The sequence below is a fragment of the Actinoplanes sp. NPDC000266 genome, from assembly GCF_042899005.1.
GTDB lineage: Bacteria > Actinomycetota > Actinomycetes > Mycobacteriales > Micromonosporaceae > Actinoplanes.
The window spans coordinates 57,437-82,907 of sequence record NZ_JBIAZI010000020.1; the positions used below are offsets into that span (position 1 = coordinate 57,437).

25 protein-coding genes are annotated in these 25,471 nt (G+C 68.3%); 20 read left to right on the forward strand and 5 right to left on the reverse strand.

Translation table 11 applies throughout. The features are described 5' to 3' along the window. Positions 1-2 precede the first annotated feature (2 nt). Positions 3-608: a TetR/AcrR family transcriptional regulator gene (locus ACFY36_RS48885; RefSeq protein ID WP_499752779.1), complete on the reverse strand. Its 606-nt coding sequence runs from the start codon at positions 606-608 to the stop codon at positions 3-5. An 89-nt stretch (positions 609-697) separates the two neighbouring features. Between ACFY36_RS48885 and ACFY36_RS48890 the strand changes: the two genes are divergently transcribed. From ACFY36_RS48890 to ACFY36_RS48920, 7 genes are all read left to right on the forward strand, one after another. Continuing rightward, complete coding sequence (locus ACFY36_RS48890; protein ID WP_499752780.1) at positions 698-1,174, forward strand: hotdog family protein; 477 nt, start codon at positions 698-700, stop codon at positions 1,172-1,174. Between the two features lie 8 nt (positions 1,175-1,182). Beyond that, positions 1,183-2,607 (forward strand): amidase, encoded by a 1,425-nt coding sequence (locus ACFY36_RS48895; RefSeq protein ID WP_499752781.1) that lies wholly within the window; start codon positions 1,183-1,185, stop codon positions 2,605-2,607. 39 nt (positions 2,608-2,646) lie between these two features. Beyond that, a complete protein-coding gene (locus ACFY36_RS48900; protein ID WP_499752782.1) occupies positions 2,647-4,302 on the forward strand; it encodes a CocE/NonD family hydrolase in 1,656 nt (551 codons plus the stop codon). A 142-nt stretch (positions 4,303-4,444) separates the two neighbouring features. Further along, positions 4,445-6,028, forward strand: coding sequence for a class I adenylate-forming enzyme family protein (locus ACFY36_RS48905; protein WP_499752783.1), 1,584 nt, complete (start codon positions 4,445-4,447; stop codon positions 6,026-6,028). A 160-nt stretch (positions 6,029-6,188) separates the two neighbouring features. After that, on the forward strand, positions 6,189-7,739 hold the full coding sequence (locus ACFY36_RS48910) for a CocE/NonD family hydrolase (protein WP_499752784.1): 1,551 nt from the start codon (positions 6,189-6,191) through the stop codon (positions 7,737-7,739). A 111-nt stretch (positions 7,740-7,850) separates the two neighbouring features. Then, positions 7,851-9,311, forward strand: coding sequence for an AMP-binding protein (locus ACFY36_RS48915; RefSeq protein WP_499752785.1), 1,461 nt, complete (start codon positions 7,851-7,853; stop codon positions 9,309-9,311). Next, positions 9,301-10,056 (forward strand): TIGR03084 family metal-binding protein, encoded by a 756-nt coding sequence (locus ACFY36_RS48920; RefSeq protein ID WP_499752844.1) that lies wholly within the window; start codon positions 9,301-9,303, stop codon positions 10,054-10,056. Before ACFY36_RS48915 ends, ACFY36_RS48920 begins: the two co-directional genes overlap by 11 nt. Positions 10,057-10,179: 123 nt before the next feature. On the opposite strand, the gene ACFY36_RS48925 is transcribed toward ACFY36_RS48920, so the two are convergent. Both ACFY36_RS48925 and ACFY36_RS48930 read right to left on the reverse strand, forming a co-directional pair. Further along, positions 10,180-11,118, reverse strand: a complete 939-nt coding sequence (locus ACFY36_RS48925; protein WP_499752786.1) for a 3-carboxyethylcatechol 2,3-dioxygenase — start codon at positions 11,116-11,118, stop codon at positions 10,180-10,182. Then, the gene (locus tag ACFY36_RS48930; RefSeq protein ID WP_499752787.1) at positions 11,118-12,098 is read right to left on the reverse strand and encodes a zinc-binding dehydrogenase; all 981 of its coding nucleotides are present in this window, start codon (positions 12,096-12,098) and stop codon (positions 11,118-11,120) included. Before ACFY36_RS48930 ends, ACFY36_RS48925 begins: the two co-directional genes overlap by 1 nt. Before the next feature lie 101 nt (positions 12,099-12,199). On the opposite strand from ACFY36_RS48930, the gene ACFY36_RS48935 reads away from it, so the two are divergent. The 11 genes from ACFY36_RS48935 to dmpG all read left to right on the forward strand — a co-directional run bounded on the left by ACFY36_RS48935 (position 12,200) and on the right by dmpG (position 21,883). After that, the gene (locus tag ACFY36_RS48935; protein ID WP_499752788.1) at positions 12,200-12,970 is read left to right on the forward strand and encodes a 2-keto-4-pentenoate hydratase; all 771 of its coding nucleotides are present in this window, start codon (positions 12,200-12,202) and stop codon (positions 12,968-12,970) included. 14 nt (positions 12,971-12,984) lie between these two features. Next, positions 12,985-14,283, forward strand: a complete 1,299-nt coding sequence (locus ACFY36_RS48940) for an aromatic ring-hydroxylating dioxygenase subunit alpha (RefSeq protein WP_499752789.1) — start codon at positions 12,985-12,987, stop codon at positions 14,281-14,283. Continuing rightward, complete coding sequence (locus ACFY36_RS48945) at positions 14,280-14,618, forward strand: non-heme iron oxygenase ferredoxin subunit (protein ID WP_499752790.1); 339 nt, start codon at positions 14,280-14,282, stop codon at positions 14,616-14,618. Before ACFY36_RS48940 ends, ACFY36_RS48945 begins: the two co-directional genes overlap by 4 nt. Further along, positions 14,615-15,790 (forward strand): NAD(P)/FAD-dependent oxidoreductase, encoded by a 1,176-nt coding sequence (locus ACFY36_RS48950; protein ID WP_499752791.1) that lies wholly within the window; start codon positions 14,615-14,617, stop codon positions 15,788-15,790. The genes ACFY36_RS48945 and ACFY36_RS48950 overlap by 4 nt, the downstream gene beginning before the upstream one ends. A gap of 4 nt (positions 15,791-15,794) precedes the next feature. After that, positions 15,795-16,304: an aromatic-ring-hydroxylating dioxygenase subunit beta gene (locus ACFY36_RS48955; RefSeq protein ID WP_499752792.1), complete on the forward strand. Its 510-nt coding sequence runs from the start codon at positions 15,795-15,797 to the stop codon at positions 16,302-16,304. 9 nt (positions 16,305-16,313) lie between these two features. Next, positions 16,314-17,138: an alpha/beta fold hydrolase gene (locus tag ACFY36_RS48960; protein ID WP_499752793.1), complete on the forward strand. Its 825-nt coding sequence runs from the start codon at positions 16,314-16,316 to the stop codon at positions 17,136-17,138. After that, a complete protein-coding gene (gene hcaB / locus ACFY36_RS48965) occupies positions 17,135-17,959 on the forward strand; it encodes a 3-(cis-5,6-dihydroxycyclohexa-1,3-dien-1-yl)propanoate dehydrogenase (RefSeq protein ID WP_499752794.1) in 825 nt (274 codons plus the stop codon). The genes ACFY36_RS48960 and hcaB overlap by 4 nt, the downstream gene beginning before the upstream one ends. A gap of 81 nt (positions 17,960-18,040) precedes the next feature. After that, positions 18,041-19,585, forward strand: a complete 1,545-nt coding sequence (locus tag ACFY36_RS48970) for an AMP-binding protein (RefSeq protein WP_499752795.1) — start codon at positions 18,041-18,043, stop codon at positions 19,583-19,585. Further along, positions 19,582-19,920, forward strand: a complete 339-nt coding sequence (locus ACFY36_RS48975; RefSeq protein ID WP_499752796.1) for a hypothetical protein — start codon at positions 19,582-19,584, stop codon at positions 19,918-19,920. Before ACFY36_RS48970 ends, ACFY36_RS48975 begins: the two co-directional genes overlap by 4 nt. 2 nt (positions 19,921-19,922) lie before the next feature. Further along, entirely contained in the window at positions 19,923-20,819 is an 897-nt protein-coding gene (locus ACFY36_RS48980) for an acetaldehyde dehydrogenase (acetylating) (protein WP_499752797.1), read from the forward strand. After that, positions 20,816-21,883 carry a 4-hydroxy-2-oxovalerate aldolase gene (dmpG, locus tag ACFY36_RS48985; RefSeq protein ID WP_499752798.1) on the forward strand — a complete coding sequence of 356 codons (1,068 nt, stop codon included), beginning with the start codon at positions 20,816-20,818 and terminating at the stop codon, positions 21,881-21,883. The genes ACFY36_RS48980 and dmpG overlap by 4 nt, the downstream gene beginning before the upstream one ends. Positions 21,884-21,980: 97 nt before the next feature. Here dmpG and ACFY36_RS48990 read toward each other — a convergent pair whose 3' ends face one another. Then, on the reverse strand, positions 21,981-22,772 hold the full coding sequence (locus ACFY36_RS48990) for an IclR family transcriptional regulator (protein WP_499752799.1): 792 nt from the start codon (positions 22,770-22,772) through the stop codon (positions 21,981-21,983). A gap of 105 nt (positions 22,773-22,877) precedes the next feature. Here ACFY36_RS48990 and ACFY36_RS48995 point away from each other — a divergent pair, with 105 nt between their 5' ends. Further along, positions 22,878-23,480 carry a helix-turn-helix domain-containing protein gene (locus ACFY36_RS48995; protein WP_499752800.1) on the forward strand — a complete coding sequence of 201 codons (603 nt, stop codon included), beginning with the start codon at positions 22,878-22,880 and terminating at the stop codon, positions 23,478-23,480. Here the strand turns inward: ACFY36_RS48995 and ACFY36_RS49000 are convergent. Beyond that, positions 23,389-25,092 (reverse strand): tyrosine-type recombinase/integrase, encoded by a 1,704-nt coding sequence (locus tag ACFY36_RS49000; RefSeq protein WP_499752801.1) that lies wholly within the window; start codon positions 25,090-25,092, stop codon positions 23,389-23,391. The two genes, ACFY36_RS48995 and ACFY36_RS49000, sit on opposite strands and share 92 nt — an antisense overlap. Positions 25,093-25,262: 170 nt before the next feature. Here ACFY36_RS49000 and ACFY36_RS49005 point away from each other — a divergent pair, with 170 nt between their 5' ends. Then, positions 25,263-25,388 carry a hypothetical protein gene (locus ACFY36_RS49005; RefSeq protein ID WP_499752802.1) on the forward strand — a complete coding sequence of 42 codons (126 nt, stop codon included), beginning with the start codon at positions 25,263-25,265 and terminating at the stop codon, positions 25,386-25,388. Positions 25,389-25,471 lie beyond the last annotated feature (83 nt).

The following is a 25,471-nucleotide window of genomic DNA, read 5'->3' on the forward strand; positions in this document are numbered from 1 at the left end:
CCTCAGGCGCCGTCGGGGAGCATATGCTCGTCGGCAGCCAGGCCGAGCCCGCGCAGCGCGCGGTCCACCGCCTGTTCCACGGCGCTCTCCGGCCACATGCCGGGATGCTCGACCGCCGACAGGGTCAGCCCGTTGACTACGGCGCGCAGGTAGGCGACCGCCGAGCCGAGTTCGTCGTCACCGACCAGACCGACCAGGCGGATGCGCAGCATGGTGCGCATTATTTCCTCCATCGCGTCGAAGAAATGGCTGATCGCGTCGTGACCGGCCCGCTGGGAGATCAGCGCGATCCGTCCCGCCTCCGACTCGATGTCCTGCGGCGTCGTCGGCGCCATCCAGAGCAGGAGGGCGCGCAGCCTGTCGTACCCGCCCAGGCCGTCGTCGATCGAGGCCAGTTCGGCCTCGTAGCTGGCAATGAGCTCATCGGTGATCGCGACGAACAGTTGCTGCCGGTTGGCGACGAAGTGCGTCACCAGGGTGATCGATCCACCGAGTTCCTCGGCCAGGCTCTTCAAAGTCAGTGCCGAGGCGCCGCCCCGGGCCAGGATCCGGATGGAAGCGTTCGTGATCTCCAGGCGACGCTGCTGCGCATCGATGGGGCTGGGCAACCGAGCTCCTCACGGGTGAACGCGTCGCGGGAGAACACCCGGACCGCAGTACATCACGCCCACTATATAAGACACGCTATGTACGGAGGATGTCTGTGTTCCTGATCGCTGACGATCCGATCAGCGCCAGTGCGACCTGGGCTGAGGTGCCTGGCCTGGCCGGCCGTACCTTCCGAGGCTCATGGTTCTCGGCCTCGCCGGAGCGTAACGGCGCTTTCGACGAGGTGACTTACGTGCACGACAACGTCCATCAGCTCGACGGCGGGCACTTCCCGGACGGGCTGATGGAAGGCTTCTACGTCCTGTCGTTGCTCGATCATCTGGTCAATGAGGTCGTCTATGTCGACGACCCGCGCTGGAGCGGCTGGAACTACGGCCTCGACCGGGTTCGATTCGTCAGCCCGTTGACGGTCGCCGACCGCTTCCGGGTCCACGGGACCATCCGCGAGATCACTGCTCGCGGCGAGAACTACTTGGTCCTGCTCGACTGCGCGTTCGAGGTGGAGGGCCGGAACAAGCCCGCGATGGTCGCGGCATGGCGCGTCCTGTGGACACGAGAGAAGTGAGGAACAGCGTGAGTAACGACGACATAGTCTGGATGCCCGGTCACGAGATGGCGGCGGCGATCAAGGACAAGAAACTGTCTCCCACTGAGGCGGTCACGGCGGTGCTTGCACAGTTGGAGAAGGTCGAACCGCACATCAACGCCTTCGTCACCGTCACCGCCGAGCAGGCTCTGGAGCAGGCGAAGCAGGCCGAGCAGCACTTGGCCCGGGGCGAAGCGGTCGGCGCCCTGCACGGGGTGCCGATCACCGTGAAGGACCTGACCAGCACCGCCGGTGTGCAGACCACGTACGGGTTGAAGTCCTTCGCCGGTCACGTGCCCGAACACGACGACACCTCGTGGGCCCGGTTGAAGGCCGCCGGCGCGATCCTGATCGGCAAGACGACCACCCCCGACATGGGCATGCTCGGCATCACCGACTCCAGCCTCACCGGCAAGACGTCGACGCCGTGGGCGGCGGGAACTCACACGTCCGGTGGTTCCAGCGGCGGTGCCGCGGCATCGGTGGCGTGCGGTGTGGCGCCCTTCGCGTGGGGCTCGGACGGTGGCGGTTCGATTCGGGTTCCGGCTGCCTGCTGTGGCGTGGTCGGCCTCAAGTCCTCGCCCGGCCGGATCCCGGACGGCGAGTCCGCCTGGGACACCACCGGCGTGGTCGGGCCGCTGACACGCAACGTGCGCGATGCGGCCCTGCTGCTCGATGTCACGGCCGGGCCGGACCCGAGACGGCCGCTGAGCCTTCCCCGGCCGACCGAGTCGTTCGAAGGGGCGACCATCGGCGCGTCCCTGCACGGGCTGAAGATCGCTTTCTCGCCTGACTTCGGGTCGGCGGAGATCGACACCGAAGTTCTCGCCATCGTCACCGCGGCTGTGCTCAGCATGGAATCGCTGGGCGGTGCCTACACGGAGCAGGTCGAGATGACTGTTCCGGACCCGATCGAGTACTTCGGCAACGTCTACGGTCCGGTGTTCGCCAACGCCCTCACGATGGTGCCCCCGGACCTGGCGATTCACCCAGCGATCCGGTACATCGCCGAAAAGGGCAAGTCGATGACGGCGCTGGAGTTCTTCCACACCGAGTACGCCGTCCGCACTCAGATCCTGCAAGGCTTCCTCGCCGTTCTCGAGGACTACGACCTGATCGTCTCCCCGACCATGCCGGTGGCCGCGTTCCCGCACCCCGGACCGGAGGCCGGCAACACTCACGTCAACGGCAAGCCCGTTCGCGAGCCCATGCTCGACTTCCACCGGATGACCGAGTCGCCGACCCACGCCGCGCTGCCGGCGATCACCGTCAACTGCGGCTTCACCTCCCAGGGCCTGCCCGTCGGGCTTCAGATCATCGGCGGCCAGCATGCCGACGCCGCAGTCCTGGCCGCTGCCGCCGCCTTCGAGTCGATCACCGACTGGCACACCCGCCGTCCCCCGATCGCCTGACTCGCCCCCGTCGAGCACCCAGCAGGGAGCACATCCCCCATGAAGATCGATCGACTTGGTCCCGGCCGGCCGGCCGAGAACGCTGAGCAAGTCGCAGTCCCGATGCGCGACGGCGTGCACCTGGCTGCCGACCTCTATCTGCCGACAGGCGCCGCGGCGCCGGTGCCGGCAGTCCTGGTACGCCTGCCGTACGACAAGAACGGCAGCTACTGCTTTATGGAGGAGCTCGCCACCCACATCACCGGCCGCGGCTATGCCGCCGTCATCCAGGACGTCCGCGGAAAGTTCCGCTCCGAGGGCGAGACCGTCTTCGCCATCCATGAAGTCGACGACGGCTACGACACGGTCGACTGGGTGGCCCGGCAGGACTGGTGCGACGGGTCCGTGACGATGTGGGGCGACTCCTACTTCGGCTTGACCCAGCTCGCCGCGGCCGCCTCCGGGCATCCGTCGCTACGGGCCATCGCACCACGCCTGACCGGCACCCAGTTGGCGAATGTCGTCACGCACGCGGCTGGAACCACCACTGTCGACCAGACCTCACGCCGCGCCTATTTCGCCACTCATTTCGTCGGTCGCGACACTTACGACTGGCCCATGGACTTCACCCGCCGCCCTCTGGCCGACGGTGTTGAGGAGTTCTTCACTGAACTGGGCACCCGGTCGCCCAGCTACGATCTCGACCTGAAGAACCCGGCAGGACTCGGCGTCTCGATCGAGCAGCTCCTGCACGCCCGGCCGGTGCCGACATTGTTCACCGTCGGTCAATATGACAACTGCGCCGTCTGGTCCTGGGCCGACCTCACCGCCCTATTGGCGGATCCCACCTGGTCAGCGGAGTTGCACATCCGCTTCGAAGCGATCGATCATGAAAACTACCGACGGGCGGACGTGCCGATCACCTCCGACAACGACCACACCCAGTCGGCTGCCGCTCGTGCCGAACTGATCCCGCGCATCCTCGATCCCGCGCTCGACTTCTTCGACCACATCCTGGGCCGACAATCGGCCAGTTCGCCGCCGCGGGTGGCCTACCAAGTGGTCAACGACCGATGGCATTCGGCAACGCAGTGGCCTCCGGCCGGGAGCCGGGCTTGGACCCTGCACGCCGTGGCCGGTGACGACGACCGAACCGCTGTGCTGACTGAGCTGCGCCCGGCGGACGGTGGCAGCTTGCGCTGGACCTCCGACGGCGTCCACCCGGTGCCCTCGATCGCCGAAAACCCGTTCGCCCTGATGCTGGCCACTGCCGACCTGTCCGCAGTCGCCGACCGGAACGACGTGGTCACCGCCACGAGCAGCCCAGTCGATCATGATGTTGTGCTGATCGGCGAGGTCGAGCTGACCGGAAGCCTCACCGCGACCCTGCGCAGCGTCGATCTGTTCGCCCGGCTGCTCGATGTCAGCCCGCAGGGCGAAGCCACCCTCATCGCTCGCGGTGACCTGCGCCTGCACGGCCTCGACGGCGAGCAGCAATTCCGGATGAGTCTGCTGCACGTGGCATACCGCCTGGTGGCCGGCCACCGGATCATGCTGCACCTGGCCGGCTCCGACTACCCCGAGTACACCCTCAACCCGGGTGACGGCTCCGACCCGTGGCTGGCCGTGAGTATTCCCGCGGTGACCACGACCCTGCGCCTCGGTACGACCGATGGGCTGACCTTGCACCTGCGAACGGCAGCAGCCGACGACTGACCGGCTTGCCGGTGCGTTTACCTGGGCAAACCCATGGCGGAGAATATAGTGAGCGCTATATAGCGCATTCTACTCAGCGGTGGTCGGCCACATGGCCAAACGTCCTCCTGACCTGGATCACCACGACATAAGCGAGAACCACATGACCGCCACTTTGACGATCGACCTGGACTCCCACCAGCGCGCCCTGCGCCCGATGACCATCCCCGAGGCGCTCGACTACGCCGCCGCCACGTGGGGCGACCGGCTCGCCCTGACCACCCTCGAAGACGACCAGCCGTCCTACACCTGGGCGCAGCTGCGGCAGCAGATCGCACAGTTACGGTCGGGATTCGAACAGGCCGGGATCGCACCGGGCACCAAGGTCGGGATCATGCTCGGCAACGACCGAGCCTTCCCGCTGAGCTGGCTGGCCGTCATCGAAGCCGGCGCGGTCGCAGTGCCGCTCAACCCCAAGTACACCGCCCGCGAAGTCGACTTCATCCTGCGCGACGCCGGGGCCACCTGGCTGATCACCACGAGTGAGACCGCGCAGCGACTCGTCGAGGGCGATGCCGTGGGCCCGGTCCTGTCGGCCAACATCATCGAGGCCGAGGGGCGGCTGACCGAGTTGATGCGGTCACCGGTCACCCCGCGCACCCACGTGCCGGGCCCGCGTGACGTCGTCAACATCCAGTTCACGTCCGGTACGACCGGGCTGCCCAAGGGCTGCCTGCTCACCCACGAATACTGGGTGGAGTTCGGCGTCTACTCCAGCGCCCTGTTCGACCAGCCGCAGCGGCTGCTGGCCGACCACCCGTTCTACTACATGCAGAACCAGGCGTATTTCTGGATCGCCCTCGCCGGCGGCGGCGCCCTCTACGTCACCAAAGGCCTGAGCCGTCGCAAGTTCATGGGATGGCTGCGCGACCACCGGATCGACTTCGCCTGGATCGACGAGTTCATGCTGGAGGAACCCGAGCGGGACGACGACCGGCAGTTGGGCATCAAAAAGGCGCCCATCGCCGGTATCTACGGTGACACCCATCGCGCCCTTGAAGAGCGCTTCGGTCTCCAGGCCCGCGACTGGTACGCCAGCACCGAGGCCGGCAACGGCACCTTCGTGCCGTGGGAACGCACCGACCTGGTCGGCGTACCCACCATTGGCCTGGCCTGGGCCACCCGCGAAACCAAGATCGTCGACGAGTACGGGCAGGACGTGCCCGCCGGCCAGCCGGGCGAACTCTGCCTGCGCGGCACCGGCATGATGCTCGGCTACCACAACCGGCCCGACGTCAACGCCGAGCTCTTCCTCGAAGGCGGCTGGTACCGCACCGGTGACCTGGTCCGCAAGAACGCGGACGGACTGCACTACTTCGAGGGCCGGCTCAAAGACATGATCAAACGCAGCGGCGAGAACATCAGCTGCGCCGAAGTGGAACTGCACATCATGGGCCTGCCCGAGGTACAGGAAGCCGGCGTCATCCCCGTACCCGACCCCGACCGCGGGGAAGAGGTGAAAGCCGTCATCGTCCTTAAAGCTGACGCCGACCTGTCGGTCGAGAAGCTCGAAGCGTGGTGCCGGCAGGGACTGGCCGCCTTCAAGATCCCGCGCTACGTCGAGTTCCGCGACGCGCTGCCTCATACGCCCAGTGGCAAGGTCGCCAAGTCCGAGCTGCGCAGCGAACCCGATCCGTTCGGCGACAACGTGCTCGATCTGCGTCCGGTGAAGTCCGCGTTGCGCTAGTGACGCGAGCCGCGACAGCTGAAGGAAAGACCGTCACGGGCCACACGGAACCCCCGTCAACCCAACCGGCAACCGGAAAGGTAGTTCTCTGATGGCCCCAGGCGCGATCGGCTTCGAGCCGAGCCCGGTACCCCCCTCTGCCGCGCAGCACTTAGTTGTCATGCGTGACGGCATCCGGCTGGCGACCGACGTCTACCTGCCCGAGGCCGACCGCAGCCCGGCGGTCCTGGTACGGCTGCCGTACGACAAGAACAGCCGCTACGTGTTCATGGAAACAGTGGCCAAGCGGCTCACCGCCCGTGGCTACACCCTCGTCGTGCAGGACGTCCGCGGCAAGTACCGGTCCGAGGGCGAACCGCTGGGACCGCTCAACGAGGTCCGCGACGGCTACGACACCATCGACTGGGTCAGCAAACAGCCATGGTGCGACGGCCGGGTCGGCATGTTCGGCGACTCCTACTACGGCTTCACCCAATGGGCCGCCGTCAGCGCGAACCACCCGGCGCTGCGCGCCATCGTCCCCAGGGTCACCAGCATGCGCATCCCGCTGTTCGACCACCTCGAACACGGCACCGTCACGGACCTGCCCTGGTTGCAGTTCGTCACCTACATCGCACAGTGCTGGACCGGAAAACACATCCATGACGCGGCGTTCGATTGGGATCGCCTGCCGCTCACCGACGTGTACGAGCAGTTCTTCCGCGAGGTCGGCGAACGTTCCAGCTGGTACGACCTGATGGTGCCGCGAGTCCTGCCGGTGCCGGTCTACCCCGAGGGCCATCCGAGCGACGCCCGGCCGGTTCCCGCCCTGCATTGCGTCGGCTGGTTCGACAACGTCGCCACGTACTCGATGCGCGACTATCTGGCCCTGACCGCGAAACCGGGCTGGGCGCCCCTGCAGTACCTGTACGCCGACTCCACCGATCACGAGAACTTCCACCTCGACAACGTGCCGATCCGGCCCGAGGACAACCACGACAGCAACGACGACGCCCTCGACCGGATGATGGTCAAGTATCTCGGGCCGGCCATCGACTTCTTCGACGTCTTCCTCGCCGAGAAGTCGGAGCCGTCCACCTTGCCGCGCGTGCGCTGGCACCTCGGCCATGTCGGCTACCGCGATGCCGCGTCGTGGCCGCCACCTCAGGCGAAACCCCAAACCCTTCATTTGGGTACGGACGAGCTGCTCACCGAAGCTCCGGATGCGGCCGAGATCGTGACGTGGAACTACGATCCGCAGAACCTTCCGAAGTCGACGATCGGTGACTCGTTCGCGTTCATCCTCGAATACCCGGACGAGGCCGTCGCCGCCGAGCACCCCGACGTCGTGTGTTTCGACGGTCCCGTTGCCGACGCGCCGATCGACCTGGCCGGGTCGGTCGACCTCTACGTACGGGTTTCCTCGACCGCCCCCACCACCGACGTGTTCGCGAAACTCTGCGACCGCACGCCGTCCGGTGAGATCCGCCAGATCGTCCGCGGCCAGGGGCTGCTCACCACGCCCGGTCCTGACGGGCTCGCTCGCATCGAGCTGGGTCACACCGGTTATCGGCTGCGGCCTGGACACCGCCTGCACCTGCAGATCTCCAGCAGCGACTATCCGGAGTTCCCGCCCAACTCCGGTTCCGACGCCGACCGCTGGACGGCCATCGATCGGCGCCCCAGCGTGCAGACCCTGCACGCCGGACACCTGGTTGTGCACACGCTCTGACCGTGACGAGTCGGTCCGGTTCACGAGGCGTTCCGCCCGGCGGCACGAGCGATGGCATCCCGGCACCGTTACGCCGACGATGCCTGACACGACCGTTTCGAGGAGGCAGCAGTGAACTGGATCGACCACCATGCCGCCCGAGATCCCGGACGGGTCGCCCTCATCGATCTGCACCGTGGCCATCACACCAGCTACGGCGAGCTGGCCGCTCGAATCCGGTCATTGGCCTGGTCGCTGAAGCACGAGTACGGCGTGCAGGCCGGCGATCGGGTGGCGATCCTGTCCCACAACGACACCCGGGTGTTCGAATCGATCTACGCCTGCGGAGTGGTCGGGGCCATCGCCGTGCCGCTGAACTGGCGGCTGACCCCGGCCGAACTGGCTGGTATCCGCGCCGACGCACGACCCGCGGTGCTGCTGCACGAGGGTGACCCCATGGGCCTGGACGTTCCGGTCACCATCGGGTGGGACGACTCCTACGAGTCCGCGGCCACCGCAGCGGTGCCCGCGGACTGGGAACCGGAGCCGGTGGACCCGGACGCGGTGTGGACGATCATCTACACCTCGGGCACCACCGGCCAGCCCAAGGGCGTGCAGGCCACTCACCGTGGGGTGCTTGCGAGCATGCTCGGCATCCTGGTCGCCCACGGTGTCACCGCCGAGTCCCGCTGTCTGACCGTGCTGCCGACCTTCCACGTGGCCGGCCTCAACCTTTTCGCCAACCCGGTGCTGTATGCGGGCGGCACCGTCCTGGTCGCCCGCATGTTCGACCCGGCGCAGACCCTAAGGCTGCTGGCCGAGATCACGCATTTCTGCGGCGTTCCGGCCAATTATCAGTTCGTCCAGCAGCTGCCCGGGTTCGCCGACACGCCGCTGCGGCCGTTCACCGCCGCGGTCGGCGGGTCACCGGTGCCGTCCGCACTGGTGGAGAACTGGGCACAACGCGGGATCCGGCTGACCACCGTCTACGGCATCACCGAGGCCGGTGCCTGCGTGACCACCATGCCGCCCGGCCGGGAATTGAGCCACAACGGCACCATCGGCCTGCCGACCCTGTACGCGCGCTGCCGCATCCGGACCGCCGACGACGAGCCGGCGACGGTGGGGGAGACCGGCGAACTACAGATCTCCGGTCCGCTGGTCACCTCCGGGTACTGGGGCAAGCACGACGCCACCGCGGCGGCGTTCACCGCCGACGGCTGGTTGCGGACCGGGGACGCCGCCATGATCGGCGAGGACGGCCACCTCGTCCTGGTCGACCGTTGGAAGGACATGTACATCTCCGGTGGCGAGAATGTGTACCCCGCCGAAGTGGAGAACGTCTTGTACACCCATGCCGCCGTCGCGCAGACCGCGGTCGTCGGGGTGCCCGATGATCGTTGGGGTGAGACTGGTGTCGCGTTCGTTGTTCGCGCTGTCGGCGCTGCCGTCACCGCCGACGAGCTGACCGCCTGGTGCCGGGGCCGGCTTGCCGGCTTCAAGGTGCCGTCCCGGATCCGGTTCGTAGATGAACTGCCCCGCAACGCCACCGGCAAGGTGCTCAAAGCTCCGTTGCGTGCCGATGCCTGCTGACCTCAACAGTCTCCGGGTGGATCTGGCCGCCGAGTCCGACGAGCTGTTCCGGTTGCTCAATGGTGCCGATCTGTCGCTGGCGACGCCCGCCGAGGGCTGGACGATCCACGACCAGGTGACGCACCTCGCTTACTACGACCACGCCACCCGGCTTGCGATCACCGATCCCGACCGGTTCCGCCGTGATGCTCTCGGCGAACCGGAGACGGTCGCCGTCCGGTACCGGGCATTGATGGTGCCGGAAGTGGTGCCCTGGTTGCGCCGCGAACGTGACGAGCTGCTGCGGATCTACACCACGCTGCCGGCCGACCGACGGTTGCCGTGGTTCGGCCCGGCGATGAGCGTGGCCTCGTCGATCACCGCGAGGCTGATGGAGACGTGGGCCCACGGCCAGGACATCGCCGACGCTCTCGGGGTTCCTCGGCGGCCTTCCGGCCGCTTGCGGCACATCGCCCATCTGGGGGTACGGACGTTCGGCTGGAGCTTCCAGGTCCATGGCCGCCCGGATCCCGGCATACCGGTGCGGGTCGAGCTGGACGCCCCGGACGGCTCCCGCTGGGAGTGGGGCCCGCAGGAGGCCGTCGATCGAGTCACCGGTCCCGCCGAGGACTTCTGCCTGGTCGTCACCCAACGCCGGCACGTCGCCGCCACCGCGCTGGAAGCCACCGGGCCGGCCGCCATCGAGTGGTTGTCACTCGCCCAGGCCTACGCGGGCCCTCCAGGATCGGGCCGGCCGCGCAACTGAGGTGGCCGGCCGTGGTTGTCCACGGCCGGCCACCCGACCTATCGGGCTCCCAGGCGCAGCGCGCGGTCGAGCCGGATCGTCTTGCCATTGAGCATGGGATTGTCGACGACGTGCCCCAGCAGCTCAGCCAGGCAGGGCGGTGGTGATCGCGAAGCCGGCGATCCACTCCGGGATCGCCCGGTAGAAGCGCGAGGTCACGGTGTACGGCCCGGTCGCCGCGAGGGAGGCGTAAGCGGCGATCCAGGTACGGACCTCGTGCCCCGAGCCACCCCCCTCGGCGCCCATCCACTCGACCGTCCACGCGTCGACCTGCTCCAGCGAGCCGCCGGCGAGCGTGTCGAGGACAAGGTTGTCCCAGGCGGGGTTGATCGGGATCATCGCGGTGGAGCCGGCCGCGTAGTCGCGCCCGGCCTTCACCACCCGCTCCTCCCCGCGAGCGCGCTGCTCGGGAGTCGGCGAATGCCCCTCGATCAGCGCGTCGGCGACCCGCGGCGGCGCACCCTCGAGGACTGGGACCGGCGGGTCGTGCGACAGCCCACCAGAGCCGAGGAACAGCACGCGCTTGTCCAGATCGGCGGCGGCCCGGCCGATCGCGTCACCGAGGGCGCGGATCCGGGCGATCGGCCCCAGGGGGGTGGCTACGCCGTTGACGAAGATCGGCACCACCGGTACCCGGTTGATGCCACCGAACAGCACCTCCAGAGGCTGCACGAAGCCGTGGTCGACGGTCATCCGGGCGGAGATGGTCAGGTCGACGCCGCGGGCGAGAACGCCTTCGGCGATGGCCTGCGCGGCGGCGGTGTCCACCGACAGCGGGCCGGCGGCCGAGCCGAAGTCGCCGACCGCGGTCGCTGCGGTGGCGAGACAGAACGGTGGCATCTCCTTGTAGAAGAAGCCGTTGTAGTGGTCAGGCGCATAGAGCACGACCAGCTCGGGATCGAACTTGCGGACGAAGGCGCGCGCCTGATCGACGGCGTCCTCGACCGCGGCCAGCACGGATGGATCCGGGTCGTTCTTGCCGATCAGTGGGGAGTGGGACAGGCCCACGAGGGCGGCGGGCATCACTTACCTCCGGACGGGTGGATGACGAGCTTGCCGGTCAGCTCGCCGTCGATCATGAGCTGGAAGCCCTGGTAAATCTCGGTCAGTGGCAGCGTGCGGTCGATGATCGGGCGCACCCCGGTGGCCTGCATCATCCGCAGCATGGCGACGAGCTCGCTGCGGGTGCAGCCGGTCGAGCCGAGGATGCGCTGTTGCAGGTAGAAGATGCGGCCGAGATCGGCGGGCGGGTTCATGCCGCTGGTCGCGCCGGCGATCACGACCGTACCGCCGGGTCGTAGCGCCTTGAGCGAGTGTGACCAGGTGGCTTCGCCGACGGTCTCGATGACCACGTCGACCTTTTCCGGCAACCTGTCACCAGTGGCGACGGCCTCCGAGGCGCCCCATTTGACCGCCTCGGCGCGCTTGGCCTCGGAGCGGCTGGTCGCATAGACCACCGCGCCGGCTGCCGCGGCGAGGCTGATCGCCGCGGAGGCCACGCCGCCACCGGCGCCCTGCACCAGGACCCGGTCACCGGCGGTGATCTTGGCTTGGGTGAACAGCATCCGGTAGGCGGTGGTCCAGGCCACCGGAAGGCAGGCGGCCTGGTCGAAGGAGAGCCAAGCCGGCTTTGGTACGAGATTTCGCGTGGGCACGGTCAGATATTCGGCGAACGCGCCGTTGTGGCGTTCGGACAGCAGCGCCCGGTTCGGGTCGAGGGTCTCGTCGCCGCGGCCGGCGTCCGGGTCGGCGATCACCGGGTGCACGATGACTTCGTTGCCGTCCTGGTCGATGCCGGCGGCGTCGCATCCGAGCACGATCGGCAGCCGATCGGCGGGGTGTCCGACGCCGCGCAGCGTCCACAGGTCGTGCATGTTCAACGACGAGGCGACGACGCGGACCACCGACCAGCCGGGTTGGGGTTCGGGATCGGGGACGTCGCCGACCACCAGACCGGACAACGGGTCGGTGGCGCTCTGGGAGATAGCGCTGGCTGCGAGCATGGCACCACCGTGCCGCAGCACCGGCTACCTGCGACAACGCGTGTGCCGTCAGGTGGCACAACGGTTCGCCACCGCGTTTGTCGATCATGTCTTCTTGGTCCGTGACCGACATCCGGGCCGAACTGGCCGATCAACTTCGCCGCGCCGAGCGCGACCGCGTCGCCGTTCCTCCGCTGACCGCCCAGGCGCAGCTGAGCCCGAACGATGCGTATGCGGTGCAGGCGATCAACACCGAGCGCCGGCTCGCCGAGGGGGAGCTGATCGCCGGCCGCAAGGTCGGCCTGACCTCGCTGGCGATGCAACGGCAACTCGGCGTCGACGAGCCGGACTTCGGTGTCGTCTTCGACCGCATGGTCATCCCGAACGGCGGCACGCTGCTGCTCGACGAACTGATCGCCCCGCGGGTCGAGGCGGAGATCGGCTTCCGGCTCGGAACCGACCTTGGCGGACCGGATGTCACCGAGGAACAGGCCGGTGCGGCGGTGGACGAGGTGTTCCTGGCCCTGGAGGTGATCGACAGCCGGATCGCCGAGTGGAAGATCACCCTGGCGGACACCATTGCCGACAACGCGTCCTCGGCGCGCATGGTGACCGGGCCGGGCCAGAAGTACCCGGCCGACCTGCCAGGCGTGCACATCTCCCTCGCCGTCGACGGCGAGGAGATCGCCACCGGCGCCGGTGCCGCTGTGCTCGGCGACCCGATCAAAGCCCTGGTCTGGCTTGCGCGTCGCCTGAGCGCGTTGGGCGAGACCCTGCGCGCCGGTGAGCTGATCCTGGCCGGTGCCGTGCACGCCTCCGTGCCATTGACCGCCGGCACCCGGGTGACCGCCGCCGCCTTCGGCTTCGCCCCGGTACACCTGACCATCCGATGAGAGAGGAGAGCACGATGCACCGACCTGCCGCATTGGCGCCGATCCTGGACGTCTCGGGCCTGGTCGACGCCGAGGGTGGACTGCTGGATCGGGCGATCTTCACCGATCAGCAGATCTACCGGCAGGAGCTGCGCCGGGTGTTCGCTCCGAGCTGGTTGTTCCTGGCGCACACCGACCAGTTCAAAAAGCCCGGCGACTTCTTCACCACGTACATGGGTGAGGACCCGGTCATCGTCACGATGGACAAGACCCGCACGATTCGGGCCTACCTGAACTCGTGCCGGCACCGCGGTGCCCGGGTCTGCCGCGCCGACATGGGCACCACCCGCAACTTCACCTGCACCTACCACGGCTGGGCTTACGACCTGGGTGGTGACCTGGTCAGCGTCCCGAACGAGGCCGGCTACCCGTCGACCTTCGAACGCAAGGACTGGGGTCTGGTCGAGGTCGCGAAGGTCGACAGCTACCGCGGCCTGATCTTCGGGACCTGGAACCCCGCCGCCCCGGCTCTGCGCGAGGCACTCGGGCCGATGACCTGGTACATGGACGCGATGCTCGATCACGATGAGCAAGGCACGGAAGTGGTCGGCGGCGTACACAAATGGGTTCTTGAAGGCAATTGGAAGCTGGCCGCGGAGCAGTTCGCTACCGACTGGTACCACGTCAACATGAGCCACGCGTCGGCGCTCATGGTGATGTCGCCGACCGGCAAAGGGCCCAGGGACGAGATCGTGCACCGGACCGGGCGGCAGTACACCGACACGAACGGGCACGGCGCCGGCTTCCCGGTGCATCCGAAGAATCGTTTCGACGCCAAACCGGTTCACCAGCACGTCGACTATGCGGCGCTGCGGGAACGACTCGGTGACGCGCGCGTCGAAGGGCCGCTGACCAACGGGCACGCCACAGTCTTCCCGAACTTCTCCTATCTGCCGGTCAACGGCAGCGTCCGGATCTGGCACCCGAAGGGCCCGGACCGGATGGAGGTGTGGGCTTGGACGCTGGTCGACAAGTCCTGGCCCGACGAGATCAAAGAGGCGCAGCGGCTCTACAACCTGCGCACCTTCGGGCCGAGCGGGATCTTCGAGCAGGACGACGGGGAGAACTGGAGCGAGGTGCAGGCCATTTCGCACGGCTTCGTCACCAACAGGGTCCCGCTGAACTATCAGATGGGTTTGGGGTCGGAGAAGGACGACGGCCGTTACCCGGGGCAGACCAGCGAGCTGTACAGCGACGCGGCCGGCCGGGCCTTCTACGCCCGCTGGAAAGACCTGATGACGACCCCCGCCTGGCACGAGAAGGACCCATCATGAGTGACGGTATCCGGGTCGCGGCCCTTGACGACATCCCCGAGGGCGAGGGCATCGCCGTCGACCGGGAGGTCACCGGCACCGACGACGACATCGCGCTGCTGCGCGACGAGGACGGCTCGGTGTGGGCACTGAACAACACCTGCACGCACGAAGTCGCTTCGCTTGCCGAAGGCTGGGTGGAAAGCGGCAAGGTCGAGTGTCCCCTGCACTCCAGCAAGTTCTGCCTGCGCACCGGTGAGGTGTCCGGCCTGCCCGCGACCCGTGGCGTCGTGCCGCACCGAGTCGAGGTCCGCGACGGCGAGGTCTACCTGTATCCCGGCGAGGTCCCGTCATGAGGATCGTGATCGCCGGCGCCGGGGTCGCGGGAGTCAGCACGGCCGCCGCGCTGCGTGCCGGCGGCTTCGGCGACACGATCACCCTGATCGACGCCGGTGACTTCCCGCACGACCGCCCGCCGCTGACCAAGGACTACCTGGCCGGCCACAGCGACGCCAAGCAGCTCGCCCTTCAGCCGCCGGAGTGGTACGACCAGCAGGACATCGACCTGCGGGTCAACACGTCGGTGGTGGCCCTGCGCCCCTCTGCCGGTGGTGTCGAGCTCTCCGATTCCACGACGCTGCCGGCCGACTTCGTGGTGCTGGCCACCGGCGGCCGCGCGGCCCGTCCACCGATCCCCGGGATCGGGGCGGCCCACACGATTCGCACGATCGAGGACGCCGACCGTCTGCGCACCCACCTGGTCCCTGGCACGCGGGTGCTGGTCATCGGTGCCGGCCTGATCGGCGCCGAGCTGGCCTCGACCGCGGCGGCGCTGGGCTGTGCGGTCGTGCTGGTGGACCCGGTCGCGGTGCCGCTGGCCGGCGCGGTCGGTACCGACTTCGCGACCTGGTTGCACGAACAGCACGCGACGCGCGGCATCACGACGCTGCACGCTGGAGTCGCCGAACTGCGTGAGCATGAGGCGATCTTGACCGATGGCCGGACCGTGCCGTTCGACGTGGTGGTCGCGGGCGTCGGGATGACGCCCGCGACAAGGCTGGCCGAGAGCGCGGGACTCGCCGTCGATCGGGGCATCCTCGTCGACCAGCGCCAGGTGACGTCGCATCCACACGTGCTTGCGGTCGGCGACCCCTCCAGGCGTACGGGTGAGAACCGCGCCGAGCACTGGGAAGCCGCCCAGCGGGGCGGCGAGCGAGCAGCAGCGACCCTGCTCGGGATCGCCGCGCCGCCGGCGCAGGCGTCCTGGTTCTGGACCGATCGGCACGGCTACCACGTGGAGGCGGTGGGCCGGATGGCCGACGCCGACCTGACGGTGCTGCGCGGATCCTTCGACGACACCACGTTCGCGGTGTTCGGGTTGCGCGGCGACAGCGTGGTCGCCGCCGCTTCCGTCAACGACAGTATCGCGGTGCGCACCGCCCGCCGGCTGATCGATCGCGGACTGGTGGTTTCCGCAGCGCAGCTCGCCGACCCGTCGGTGAACCTGCGCCGCCTGGTGAAGGGATGACGCCGTGACTCTGACGACTCCCGAGCACCTCGCCCTTCAACACGAGGTCGAGCAGCTCTACTACCGCGAGGCGGAACTGCTCGATGACGGCCGGTACACCGACTGGCTGGAGCTTTTCGCCGACGACCTCGTCTACTGGATGCCGACCCGCACCAACCGGCTGCGTCGCCAGCAAGCCTTGTCGATCGCGGCCCGCGGCGAAGCGGCGTTCTACGACGAGACCAAGGAAAGCCTCGCCTGGCGGATCCGGCGGTTCGACTCCGGGATGGCCTGGGCGGAAGATCCGCCGTCACGGACCCGGCACCTGATCACCAACGTGCGGATCACACCGGAAGGTGACGACTTCCGGGTGCGCTCCAACTTCCTGGTCTACCGCAACCGCCTGGAACGCGAGGAGAACGTCTTCGCCGGCCAGCGGACCGACCTGATCCGGCGCGACCTGCTGATCTGCGAGCGCGTGATCCTGCTCGATCAGAACGTCCTGCTGGCCAAGAACATCTCGACCTTCTTCTAAGGACGCCGCGTGAAGACCTACACCGTGCCGACGAAACTCGGCGACATCTCGATCAGTGAGGCCGGCGAGGGTCCGGCCCTGGTCATGCTGCACGGCGGCGGCCCCGGTGCCTCCGGCGTCAGCAATTACCACCAGAACCTCGCCGCGTTGACAAAATCCTTCCGGGTGATCCTGCCGGACCAGCCGGGCTTCGGCGCAAGCTTCCGTCCCTCGGCCGAGGACCTTACCGCGCGCTCGATCACGGACATCACCGTCGACGCGCTCGCCGAAGCTCTCGGCGACGAAAAGTTTCATCTGCTCGGCAACAGCCTCGGCGGCGCCGCGGCGATTTCCTTCGCCCAGCGGCACCCCGAGCGGGTCGAGAAGCTGGTGCTGATGGCGCCCGGTGGCGGCTGGCTGCCGTTCGGCCCGACCCCGACCGAGGGCCAGAAGGAGATGTTCCGCTACTACAACGGCACTGGCCCCAGCGAGAAGAAGATGGCCGCGTTCATCCGGACGATGGTCTTCGACCACAAGCAGTTCGGCGAGGACGTGGTCAAGGCGCGTTACGAGGCGTCGCTCGACCCGTCGCACATCGCCTTCTACCACCTCTACAACGCGGCGTTCGCCAAGCGTGGCGGCATGGACTCGCTCTGGCGCGACCTGCACCTGATCAAGGCGCCGACCCTGCTGCTCTGGGGCCGCGACGACCGCACCATCACCCTCGACGGGGCGCAGCTGATGCTCAAACAGATCCGCGACGTGCAACTGCACGTCTTCGGCCGCTGCGGCCACTGGGTCCAGCTCGAACGCCAGGCGGAGTTCGAACGTCAGGTCCTGGGGTTCCTGTCGTGACGGGCTGGCTCGCCGGCGACGTCGCCCTCATCACCGGCGGCGGTTCCGGGATCGGGGCGGCGGTCGCGCACCGCTTCGTCGAGGAGGGTGCTTCCGTTGTCATCCTCGGAAGAGAGGATCAGAAGCTTTCCGCCGTACGGGATGAGTCGCCCGCCCCGGCCCGCGTCCACACCGTCGTCGGTGATGTCCGTTCGATGGCGGACCTGAACCGTGCCGTCGGCGAGACCGTCGAGCGGTTCGGCAAGCTCGACACGCTCGTCGCCAACGCCGGCGTGTGGGACTACCAGCGCCAGCTCACCCGGTTGACGGGCGAGCAGCTGGACACCGCCTTCGACGAGGTTTTCTCGATCAACGTGAAGGGCTACCTGCTGGCGGCGTCCGCGGCGTGGCCCGAGCTGGTCAAGTCGCGCGGAAGCATCGTGATGACACTGTCCAACGCGTCCTTCTACGTCAACGGCGGCGGCCCGCTCTACACCGCCAGCAAACACGCTTGTCTGGGGTTGATGCGCGAGCTCGCGTACGAGCTGGCCCCGAAGGTCCGGGTCAACGGCGTGGCCTGCGGCGGCATGCGCACCGACCTGCGCGGCCCGGAGTCCTTGTCGCTCAGGGGCCGATCAATCGCGGCCTCATTCGACAAGCAGACCGGACCGCCGCCGATCCCGCTGCACGATTCCAGCGTCGACCCGTACGACTTCACCGCCCCGTACGTGCTGCTCGCCGCTCGTGCGCAGAGCGGCACCATCACCGGCCAGGCCATTCAGGCCGACGGCGGCATCGGTGTGCGCGGCTTCGCGTCCGCTGCCGGCGGCGATCACCTCTGACCCCCGGTCGGTTCCCGCCGCTGTCCCCGGCCCCTCGGGACAGCGGCGGGAGCTGGGCGGCACTGCCGATCGGAGTGCTCGATGAACATCAACCCGGCCGCCGGCCTCGCCCGGCGCGCCCGATACTTCCCCGACGAGATTGCGATCCGTTACGAGGGCGGTGACCTGACCGCTCGTGAGCTCGACGACCGTGCCGCCCGGCTGGCCACCGTGCTGGCCGCGCGCGGCGCCGCTGTCGGCGAACGGGTCGCGTACGCCGGCCTGAACAGCCCATCCTTTTTGATCACATTGCTGGCCGCGGCCCGCCTAGGTGCCATCTTTGTCCCGTTGAACTTTCGTCTCGCCGGTCCGGAGTTGCGGCAGATCCTCGACGGCAGCGAAGCGCGCATCATCGTCGCCGAACCCGGTCACCGGCCGGTCGTCGACGAGATCGCCGGCCAGACCGGACTCAAGCAGTTCCTGCTCGTCGACGACGACCCGGCCGTTCCCGCCGGTGACGCCCCGGGGCCGTGGCAGCCATGGTCATCCCTGCTGGGCGCCGTGACCGAACACCCGGAGATCGCCGAGCGTGACTTCGGCGACCCGGCCATCCTGATGTACACCAGCGGCACGACCGGCCTGCCCAAGGGCGTGATCCTCACGCACGGGAACGTGTGGTGGAACGCGGTCAACGTCGACACCATCGTGGACACCCGCCGTGGCGACGTGACCCACGCGGCCGCGCCGCTGTTCCACATCGGCGCCCTGAACTCGTTCACCCTGCGCAACCTGGTGCGCGGCGGCACGGTCGTGGTCCGCCGCGGCTTCGACCCGGCGCAGATGCTCGACGACATCGTCCGGCACCGGGTGAACTCGACGTTCGGCGTTCCGGCGATGTTCGCCGCGCTGGCCAGAGTGCCGGGATTCTTCGACGCCGACCTGAGCAGCCTGCGCTCGATCATCGTGGCCGGCGCGCCGGTCCCACCGTCGCTGATCGCCGACTACGCCAAGCACGGCGTCACTCTGCAACAGGCGTGGGGGCTGACCGAGACTGCGCCGTTCGCCACCCATCTGCCCGTCGAGCGCACCACCGACAAACTCGGCTCGGCCGGCATCCCGATGAGCTACACCGAGGTACGCGTCGTCGAGCCGGGCACCAGCGCCCCGGTGAGGGCGGGGAAGCACGGCGAGGTGATCGTTCGCGGCCCCAACGTCACTCCCGGCTACTGGCAGAACAACGAGGCCACCGACGCCGCGTTCGACGCCGATGGCTGGTTCCACTCCGGCGACATCGGCTACCTCGACGACGACGGCTATCTGTTCATCGTCGACCGGCTCAAAGACATGATCATCACCGGTGGGGAGAACGTCTACCCGGCCGAGGTCGAGTCCGCGTTGGCTGATCTGCCGGGCGCGGTGGACGTGGCGGTGGTCGGTGTCCCGGACGAGAAGTGGGGCGAGACGGTCGTCGCGCTGGTCAGCGTGACCGGCGCCGTGCCGACCCTGGAGGACGTTCGTGAGCACGCCGCCCGCAAAGTCGCCCGCTACAAATTGCCCACCCGGCTGAAGGTTGTCGACATGGTGCCCCGCAACGCCTCCGGCAAGCTGAACAAGCAGGTCATCCGCCGATTGGCGGCCGAGCAATGATCACCTTCGAGCGCTGCGCGACCGGCCGGCTCCGCAACGCGTACCCGGTCAGCGAGAACGACCTCGAAGTGGACGTCTCGGATCCAGCGCTGCTGTGGACGGCCACCACGCAGGCTCTGGTCGCCGAACCCGCCTGCCGCCGGATCATCTACGCGGTCCCCGAAGGCGACCTGGCCGGCATCGAGGCCGCCGAAGCGGCCGGCTTCCGGTACGTCGTGGACGTCGACCTGCCCGACGGCTCCGCCCTCAGCCTGCTCGTCGTGGAACCGGACTGGGTCACCCGCATCGACCACGACACCGACGCCATCACCGCTACCGCCCCACCAAGGAGTTGACCATGGGCTTGCGCTGCGCGGTCGTCGGATCCGGCAACATCGGATCCGACCTGCTCATCAAGATGACCCGATCCACCACTCTCGAGCCCGCCCTGCTGGTCGGCATCGACCCCGCCTCCGACGGTCTGCGCCGTGCCCGCGAGATGGGCATCGAGGCCACCGCCGGCGGTGTCGACGAGCTCATCGCCCGAGCCGGTGAGTTCGACCTGGTCTTCGAGGCGACCTCGGCGGCGGCCCACGCGGCCAATGCGCCCCGCTACCGGGAAGCCGGGCTGACCGCGCTCGACCTCACCCCGGCAGCGGTCGGCCCGTACGTCGTCCCGGCCGTGAACCTCGACCAGGTCAAGGCCGAGCCGAACCTGAACCTGGTCACCTGCGGCGGGCAGGCGACCGTCCCGATCGTCGCCGCGATCTCAGCGATCGCCCCGGTCAGCTACGCCGAGATCGTCGCAACGATCTCGTCCCGCGCGGCTGGGCCGGGCACCCGGGCCAACATCGACGAGTTCACCGAGACCACCGCGAACGCCCTGGAACAGGTCGGCGGCGCGGGCCGCGGCAAAGCGATCATCATCCTGAACCCGGCCAAGCCGCCGGTCATCATGCGCAACACGGTGTTCGCCGCTGTGGACCCGAACGCGGAGCCTGCGGCGATCATCGCGTCGATCGAGGCTATGGCCGAGACCGTCCGCGAATACGTGCCCGGCTATCGGCTCAGCGCGCCGGTCCAGGTCGACCCGGGTGCCGGCCCCGGCGGCAGCACCAAGGTCAGTGTCTTCATCCAGGTGGTCGGCGCCGGAGACTACCTGCCGGAATACGCCGGCAACCTGGACATCATCACGGCCGCCGCGATCGCCACCGCCGACCGGCTCGCACCGCAACTCGTCAAGGAGAACGCATGAGCCTCGAAACACCGGTGATCAGCGACCCCTCCTCCGCCGATCCGCTCCGCGGCCGGCCGATCGAGATCTGCGACACCACGCTGCGCGACGGATCCCACTCGATGGCCCACCAGTTCAGCATCGGCAACGTCGAGGAGATCACCGCCGGGCTCGACGCCGCTGGGGTCGACGTCATCGAGGTGACCCACGGCGACGGTCTTGGCGGTTCGTCGTTCAACTACGGCTTCGGCCGCTGCGACGACCTTGACCTGATCACCGCGGCACGCAAGCAGATCAACCGGGCCAAACTAGCCGCGCTTCTGCTGCCCGGCATCGGCACGATCCACCACCTCAAACAGGCCGCTGACGCCGGCATCGACATCGTGCGAGTGGCGACGCACTGCACTGAGGCCGACATCGCGATCCAGCACCTGCGGGCGGCCAAGCAACTGGGGCTGGAGACCGTCGGCTTCCTGATGATGTCGCACATGACCAGCCCCACCGCACTCGGCGAACAGGCCGTGATCATGCGCGACGCCGGGGCGGACACCGTCTACGTCGTCGACTCGGCCGGAGCGATGCTCCCGCACCAGGTCGCCGAACGGGTCGTCGCCATGCGCGCCGCCGTCGGACCGCAGACGCGGATCGGCATGCACGCGCACAACAACCTCGGCTGCGGGATCGCGAACGCGCTCGCGGCGGCCACGGCCGGGGCAGTCATCCTCGACGGCTCCTGCCACGGACTCGGCGCTGGCGCGGGCAACGCCTCCACCGAGGTGCTGGCCGCCGCACTGGACCGTTCGGGGGCGTCCACCGAAATTGACACCCTCGCTCTGGTGGACGTGGCCGAGGATATTGTGGCCCGGATCTGCGAGGGGCATCTGCCCAGCCTGGATCGGGGAAGCCTGCTGCTCGGCTACGCCGGGATCTACAGCTCCTTCCTGCTGCACACCCGCCGGGCGGCGTCGAAGTACAACGTCGCCGAGGCGGACGTCCTGCTGGAGCTGGGCCGGCGCCGAGTGGTCGGCGGTCAGGAGGACATGATCATCGACGTGGCGATCGAGCTGGCGAGCAGCGGGACCTGACGAGCGGAACGGCCCGGCACTACTGCGAGTGCCGGGCCGCGCTTCACGACGTACCGAATCAATCGGTTGATCTTGCTTTGGCTCTTGATTCTCGTCCTTACCCGCGACGCTGAAAGGGGGTCTGAGCGGCGGCGAGCGCCCGACCCGCCGCGAAGCACGCCCGGCGCAGTGCCGGCGCGTGGGCCTGCGGCGCGAAGCGGCCGGTAGGGCCGGAGACCGAGATCGCCGCGACCGGACGCCCGTCGGGCCCGAAGATCGGCGCGGCGACACAGGTCAGGCCATCAAGAACCTCGCCGTTGTCGAACGCGACGCCGTCGCGGCGGACCTGGCTCAAATGCGTACGCAGCTCGGCCGAGTCGACGATGGTATGGGCAGTGACCGGTCGCAGGCCCTGGCGCAGCGTCGCCTCGGTCGCTTCGGCGTCGTAGGCCAGCAGTACCTTGCCCACGCCGGTGCAGTAGGCCGGCACCTGTCCGCCGAGCCGTGACGGCGAGCGGACGCCACGGTGACCGAAGAGCTTGTTCACGTACAGCACGTTCGTGCCCTGCAATACGGCCAGGTGCACCGTCTCGTGAGTCATCTCGTAGATCTCGGCCAGGTATGGCGTGAGTAGCGCGCCAAGCCGCTCGTTGGCGGGGGAGTAGACGTGTCCACCGAGCTCGTGCAGTACCCGGCCGAGCCGGTAGTCGCTGCCCGCCCGTTCCACCATGCCGTTGCGTTGTAGCACGCCGAGCAGCCGGAACGTGGTCGACTTGGTCAGCCCGCTGCGCCGTGACAGTTCGGAGACGCCAATGCCGGTGTGCGACTGCGGCCCGAACGAGGTCAACAGGATGAGGGCCTTGTCGACCGCGGTCGGCTCACTCGCCACGGCGGTATCCGCGCTGGCCATGGTGCCTCCAGGGGAATTGTTGCGGGGGTATTGCCATCGTCGGTGAGACGACTACGATCGGTCAAGATTGACGATCGGGCAATTAAAAGTGACGGCGGAAAGCGGATGAACGACACCAACAAGCTGGTCGCACGCAACATCCGGCGCTTCCGGCAGGAACGCCAACTGTCCCTGGGTGAGTTGGCCAAACGGGCCGGACTGTCGAAGCAGACCCTGTCGAAGATCGAACAGGGCACCGGCAACCCGACGATCGAATCCGTCGGCGCCATCGCCGAGGCCCTGCAGATCACCGTCCGCCGGCTGGTCACCGAATGGGGCACCCCGCTGTTCGTCCAGCGTGGCGCCGCCGCGCCCTGGGACGAAGCGGACGCGGCGTGGTCGATGCGGCAGATGGACCAGGTGTACGGGTCGGGATACGTCCGCACCGCGATCCTGCACCTGACTCGCGCCGAGCGTGATCACCGCCGGTCGTTCGGTGCGGGTGCGCCGGGAACCTTGCTTCATCTGTACGTCATCGAAGGCGAAGTCCGCACCGGGCCGCTGAAGGACCAAGCGGTGCTTACTGCCGGAGACTTCGCCCGGTTTCCCGGCGACACCGGTCACGAGGTCAACTGTCTCAGCGATCATGCGACGATCCATGTCGTGACGACGATCCCGCTGGTGCCCCAATTCGACACCGGCACAGCAGCTGATCGCGGTGACTCCTGAAACCGGGGCGCCCATTGCCGACCCGTGGCCACCTGGATCGCCTCGTCACGACCTTGCAGGGCGTCATCGCTCTGCTGAGCGATTCGACGAATGACACCGGCCGACCCGCGAACTGGCTCGGCCGGGCCGCTACCTCCGCTGACCGCATGGCGGTTTCGAGCAGCCCTCGCCGCGCCGTCCGTCGACGTTCGGTCGGTTCATAGCGCGCGTTGCATCGCGCAACTGTTCGTGTTCCTTCCGAACGGGGCGCAGCCGCATGCGGACTATCCAGCTGCACGACCAGGCCGCCCGCCACTGCGGCGCAGTCGGCGGACAGGTCGAATCCTCGCCGCGGGCACAATCCTCCTGAGGGGCGGGCCGAATGACGGGTGTGCAGGTGGCCGGACATCAACGGCGTACGAGCGGATTGGATAGGCCGCAGCTGCCGGTCGAGTCCCATGAGCCCTGAATGGTCGCCGTGGGGCAGCAGATGCCCGTACACGTCGAAGGTGGTCCTGACCGAGGCGTGGCCGAGCCGCAGCTGGATGGCGAGGAAGTCCCAGCCGGCCGCGACGAGGTAGGCGACGTGGGTGTGCCGCAGGTCCTGCAATCTCGGCCGGACCCGAAGCCGTCCTGGGCAGTGGCAGGCGGAGACGGCTCGCGGACTCACCCACCCGGACAGTGCCGCCGCCGGTGGATGCTGCGGGCAACGCTGCGCGGCGACGACCGCCCGCTGCCAGTACCGGCGCCGCAGCGTTCCCGCGTTCCACGGCCCACCACGGGGCGCCGTGAACACCAACTCCTCGGGCCGCCGGCCCACGATCAGCCGGCCGAACACCGCCGCCGTGCTCGGCGTCAACGCGACCGTCCGCCGCGATCGCGCTGTCTTCGGCTCGGCAAACGTGCCGTCACGGCGCAACGTTCGCTCGACGCGCGCCACCGGATCCGAGCCGAGACCAACGTCGGCGATGCGCAGCCCGAGCACCTCGCCCAGACGCAGCCCGGTGCCAAGCACGACCACGACGAGGTCGCGGATCGCCGCCGGACAATGCTCGAGCAGGATGTCGACCTGATCGGCGTCGAGCACGCAGGCGTGGTGCGGAGTGACACGGGGCAGACCGTTGCCACGCCGGCCGACCGGCCGGCGCATCGGATTATCGGAGCGCAGATGCGGCACCGCGTCGCGCATCACCTGGTTCAGCACCGTCCAGTGCTTGCGGACCCCGGCCGGCATCAGTTCTCGCGACAACGCGGCCTTCCACGGATCGAGATGCTCGTACCGGCTGATCTCCGCCACCTGCAGATCTCCGAATTCGGCGGCGACTCGCCCACGCAGGATTCGCGCGTATTCGGCGTGGGTGGTCGGGGCGATGTCGACCTTGAGGGCCAGCCACCGCTCGATCCACTGACGCAACGGCGTGGTGGGCGGCCGCGGTAACGCCCGAGACGAGCTTGGGTCGATGGCCGCGTACACCTGCGCACGGGTAACCAACGCACCCTGCGCCTCAACGTACTGCTTGGCCGCGAGGGCCTTGATGTTGGACGGGCCACTGAACGTGCAGCACTGCTGCCGCCCACAGGCAGCCCGCCACCGGACACAGAACGACTTTCCTCGTGCATAGATCGAAGCCATAAGTCGACCTTGACGCGCACCATGCGCGAACCGTGTAAACCGAACGGGGAGGGCTCCCTCTCCCAGGTGGCATGACGTTGCTGTCCAATGTTCCTAGGACGCTTTAGGCGAGGTGTCTTCCGCCCACGGCGTGCCCGCTGCGATTCCCCGGCGGCGAGGCCGCCTGCGTCGTGGACCAGATTGGTGACGGCGTAGCCGGGGTCCGCCTCGGCGACGAGGTGTTCGGGCTGACGTCCACCGGGTCGTACGTCGAGTTTGCCCTCAGCGGTGTCGTCGCGATCAAGCTGCAGCGTTGAGCTGCGTTCATGCAGCCGCCCTCGGAGTCGCCGATGTTGCCCGTGACTTGGAGGCCGGGCGATGAGCAGCAGTCATCAGACGG

Coding starts and splice junctions, on each gene's coding strand:
- ACFY36_RS48925 (WP_499752786.1), bottom strand. CDS start 11,118: ATGCCCGCCGCCCTCGTGGGCCTGTCCCACTCCCCACTGATCGGCAAG.
- ACFY36_RS48980 (WP_499752797.1), top strand. CDS start 19,923: ATGGGCTTGCGCTGCGCGGTCGTCGGATCCGGCAACATCGGATCCGAC.
- ACFY36_RS48975 (WP_499752796.1), top strand. CDS start 19,582: ATGATCACCTTCGAGCGCTGCGCGACCGGCCGGCTCCGCAACGCGTAC.
- ACFY36_RS48970 (WP_499752795.1), top strand. CDS start 18,041: ATGAACATCAACCCGGCCGCCGGCCTCGCCCGGCGCGCCCGATACTTC.
- ACFY36_RS48910 (WP_499752784.1), top strand. CDS start 6,189: ATGCGTGACGGCATCCGGCTGGCGACCGACGTCTACCTGCCCGAGGCC.
- ACFY36_RS48890 (WP_499752780.1), top strand. CDS start 698: ATGTCTGTGTTCCTGATCGCTGACGATCCGATCAGCGCCAGTGCGACC.
- ACFY36_RS48920 (WP_499752844.1), top strand. CDS start 9,301: ATGCCTGCTGACCTCAACAGTCTCCGGGTGGATCTGGCCGCCGAGTCC.
- ACFY36_RS48900 (WP_499752782.1), top strand. CDS start 2,647: ATGAAGATCGATCGACTTGGTCCCGGCCGGCCGGCCGAGAACGCTGAG.
- ACFY36_RS48905 (WP_499752783.1), top strand. CDS start 4,445: ATGACCGCCACTTTGACGATCGACCTGGACTCCCACCAGCGCGCCCTG.
- ACFY36_RS48995 (WP_499752800.1), top strand. CDS start 22,878: ATGAACGACACCAACAAGCTGGTCGCACGCAACATCCGGCGCTTCCGG.
- ACFY36_RS48940 (WP_499752789.1), top strand. CDS start 12,985: ATGCACCGACCTGCCGCATTGGCGCCGATCCTGGACGTCTCGGGCCTG.
- ACFY36_RS48990 (WP_499752799.1), bottom strand. CDS start 22,772: ATGGCCAGCGCGGATACCGCCGTGGCGAGTGAGCCGACCGCGGTCGAC.
- ACFY36_RS49000 (WP_499752801.1), bottom strand. CDS start 25,092: ATGGCTTCGATCTATGCACGAGGAAAGTCGTTCTGTGTCCGGTGGCGG.
- ACFY36_RS48945 (WP_499752790.1), top strand. CDS start 14,280: ATGAGTGACGGTATCCGGGTCGCGGCCCTTGACGACATCCCCGAGGGC.
- dmpG (WP_499752798.1), top strand. CDS start 20,816: ATGAGCCTCGAAACACCGGTGATCAGCGACCCCTCCTCCGCCGATCCG.
- ACFY36_RS48930 (WP_499752787.1), bottom strand. CDS start 12,098: ATGCTCGCAGCCAGCGCTATCTCCCAGAGCGCCACCGACCCGTTGTCC.
- ACFY36_RS48950 (WP_499752791.1), top strand. CDS start 14,615: ATGAGGATCGTGATCGCCGGCGCCGGGGTCGCGGGAGTCAGCACGGCC.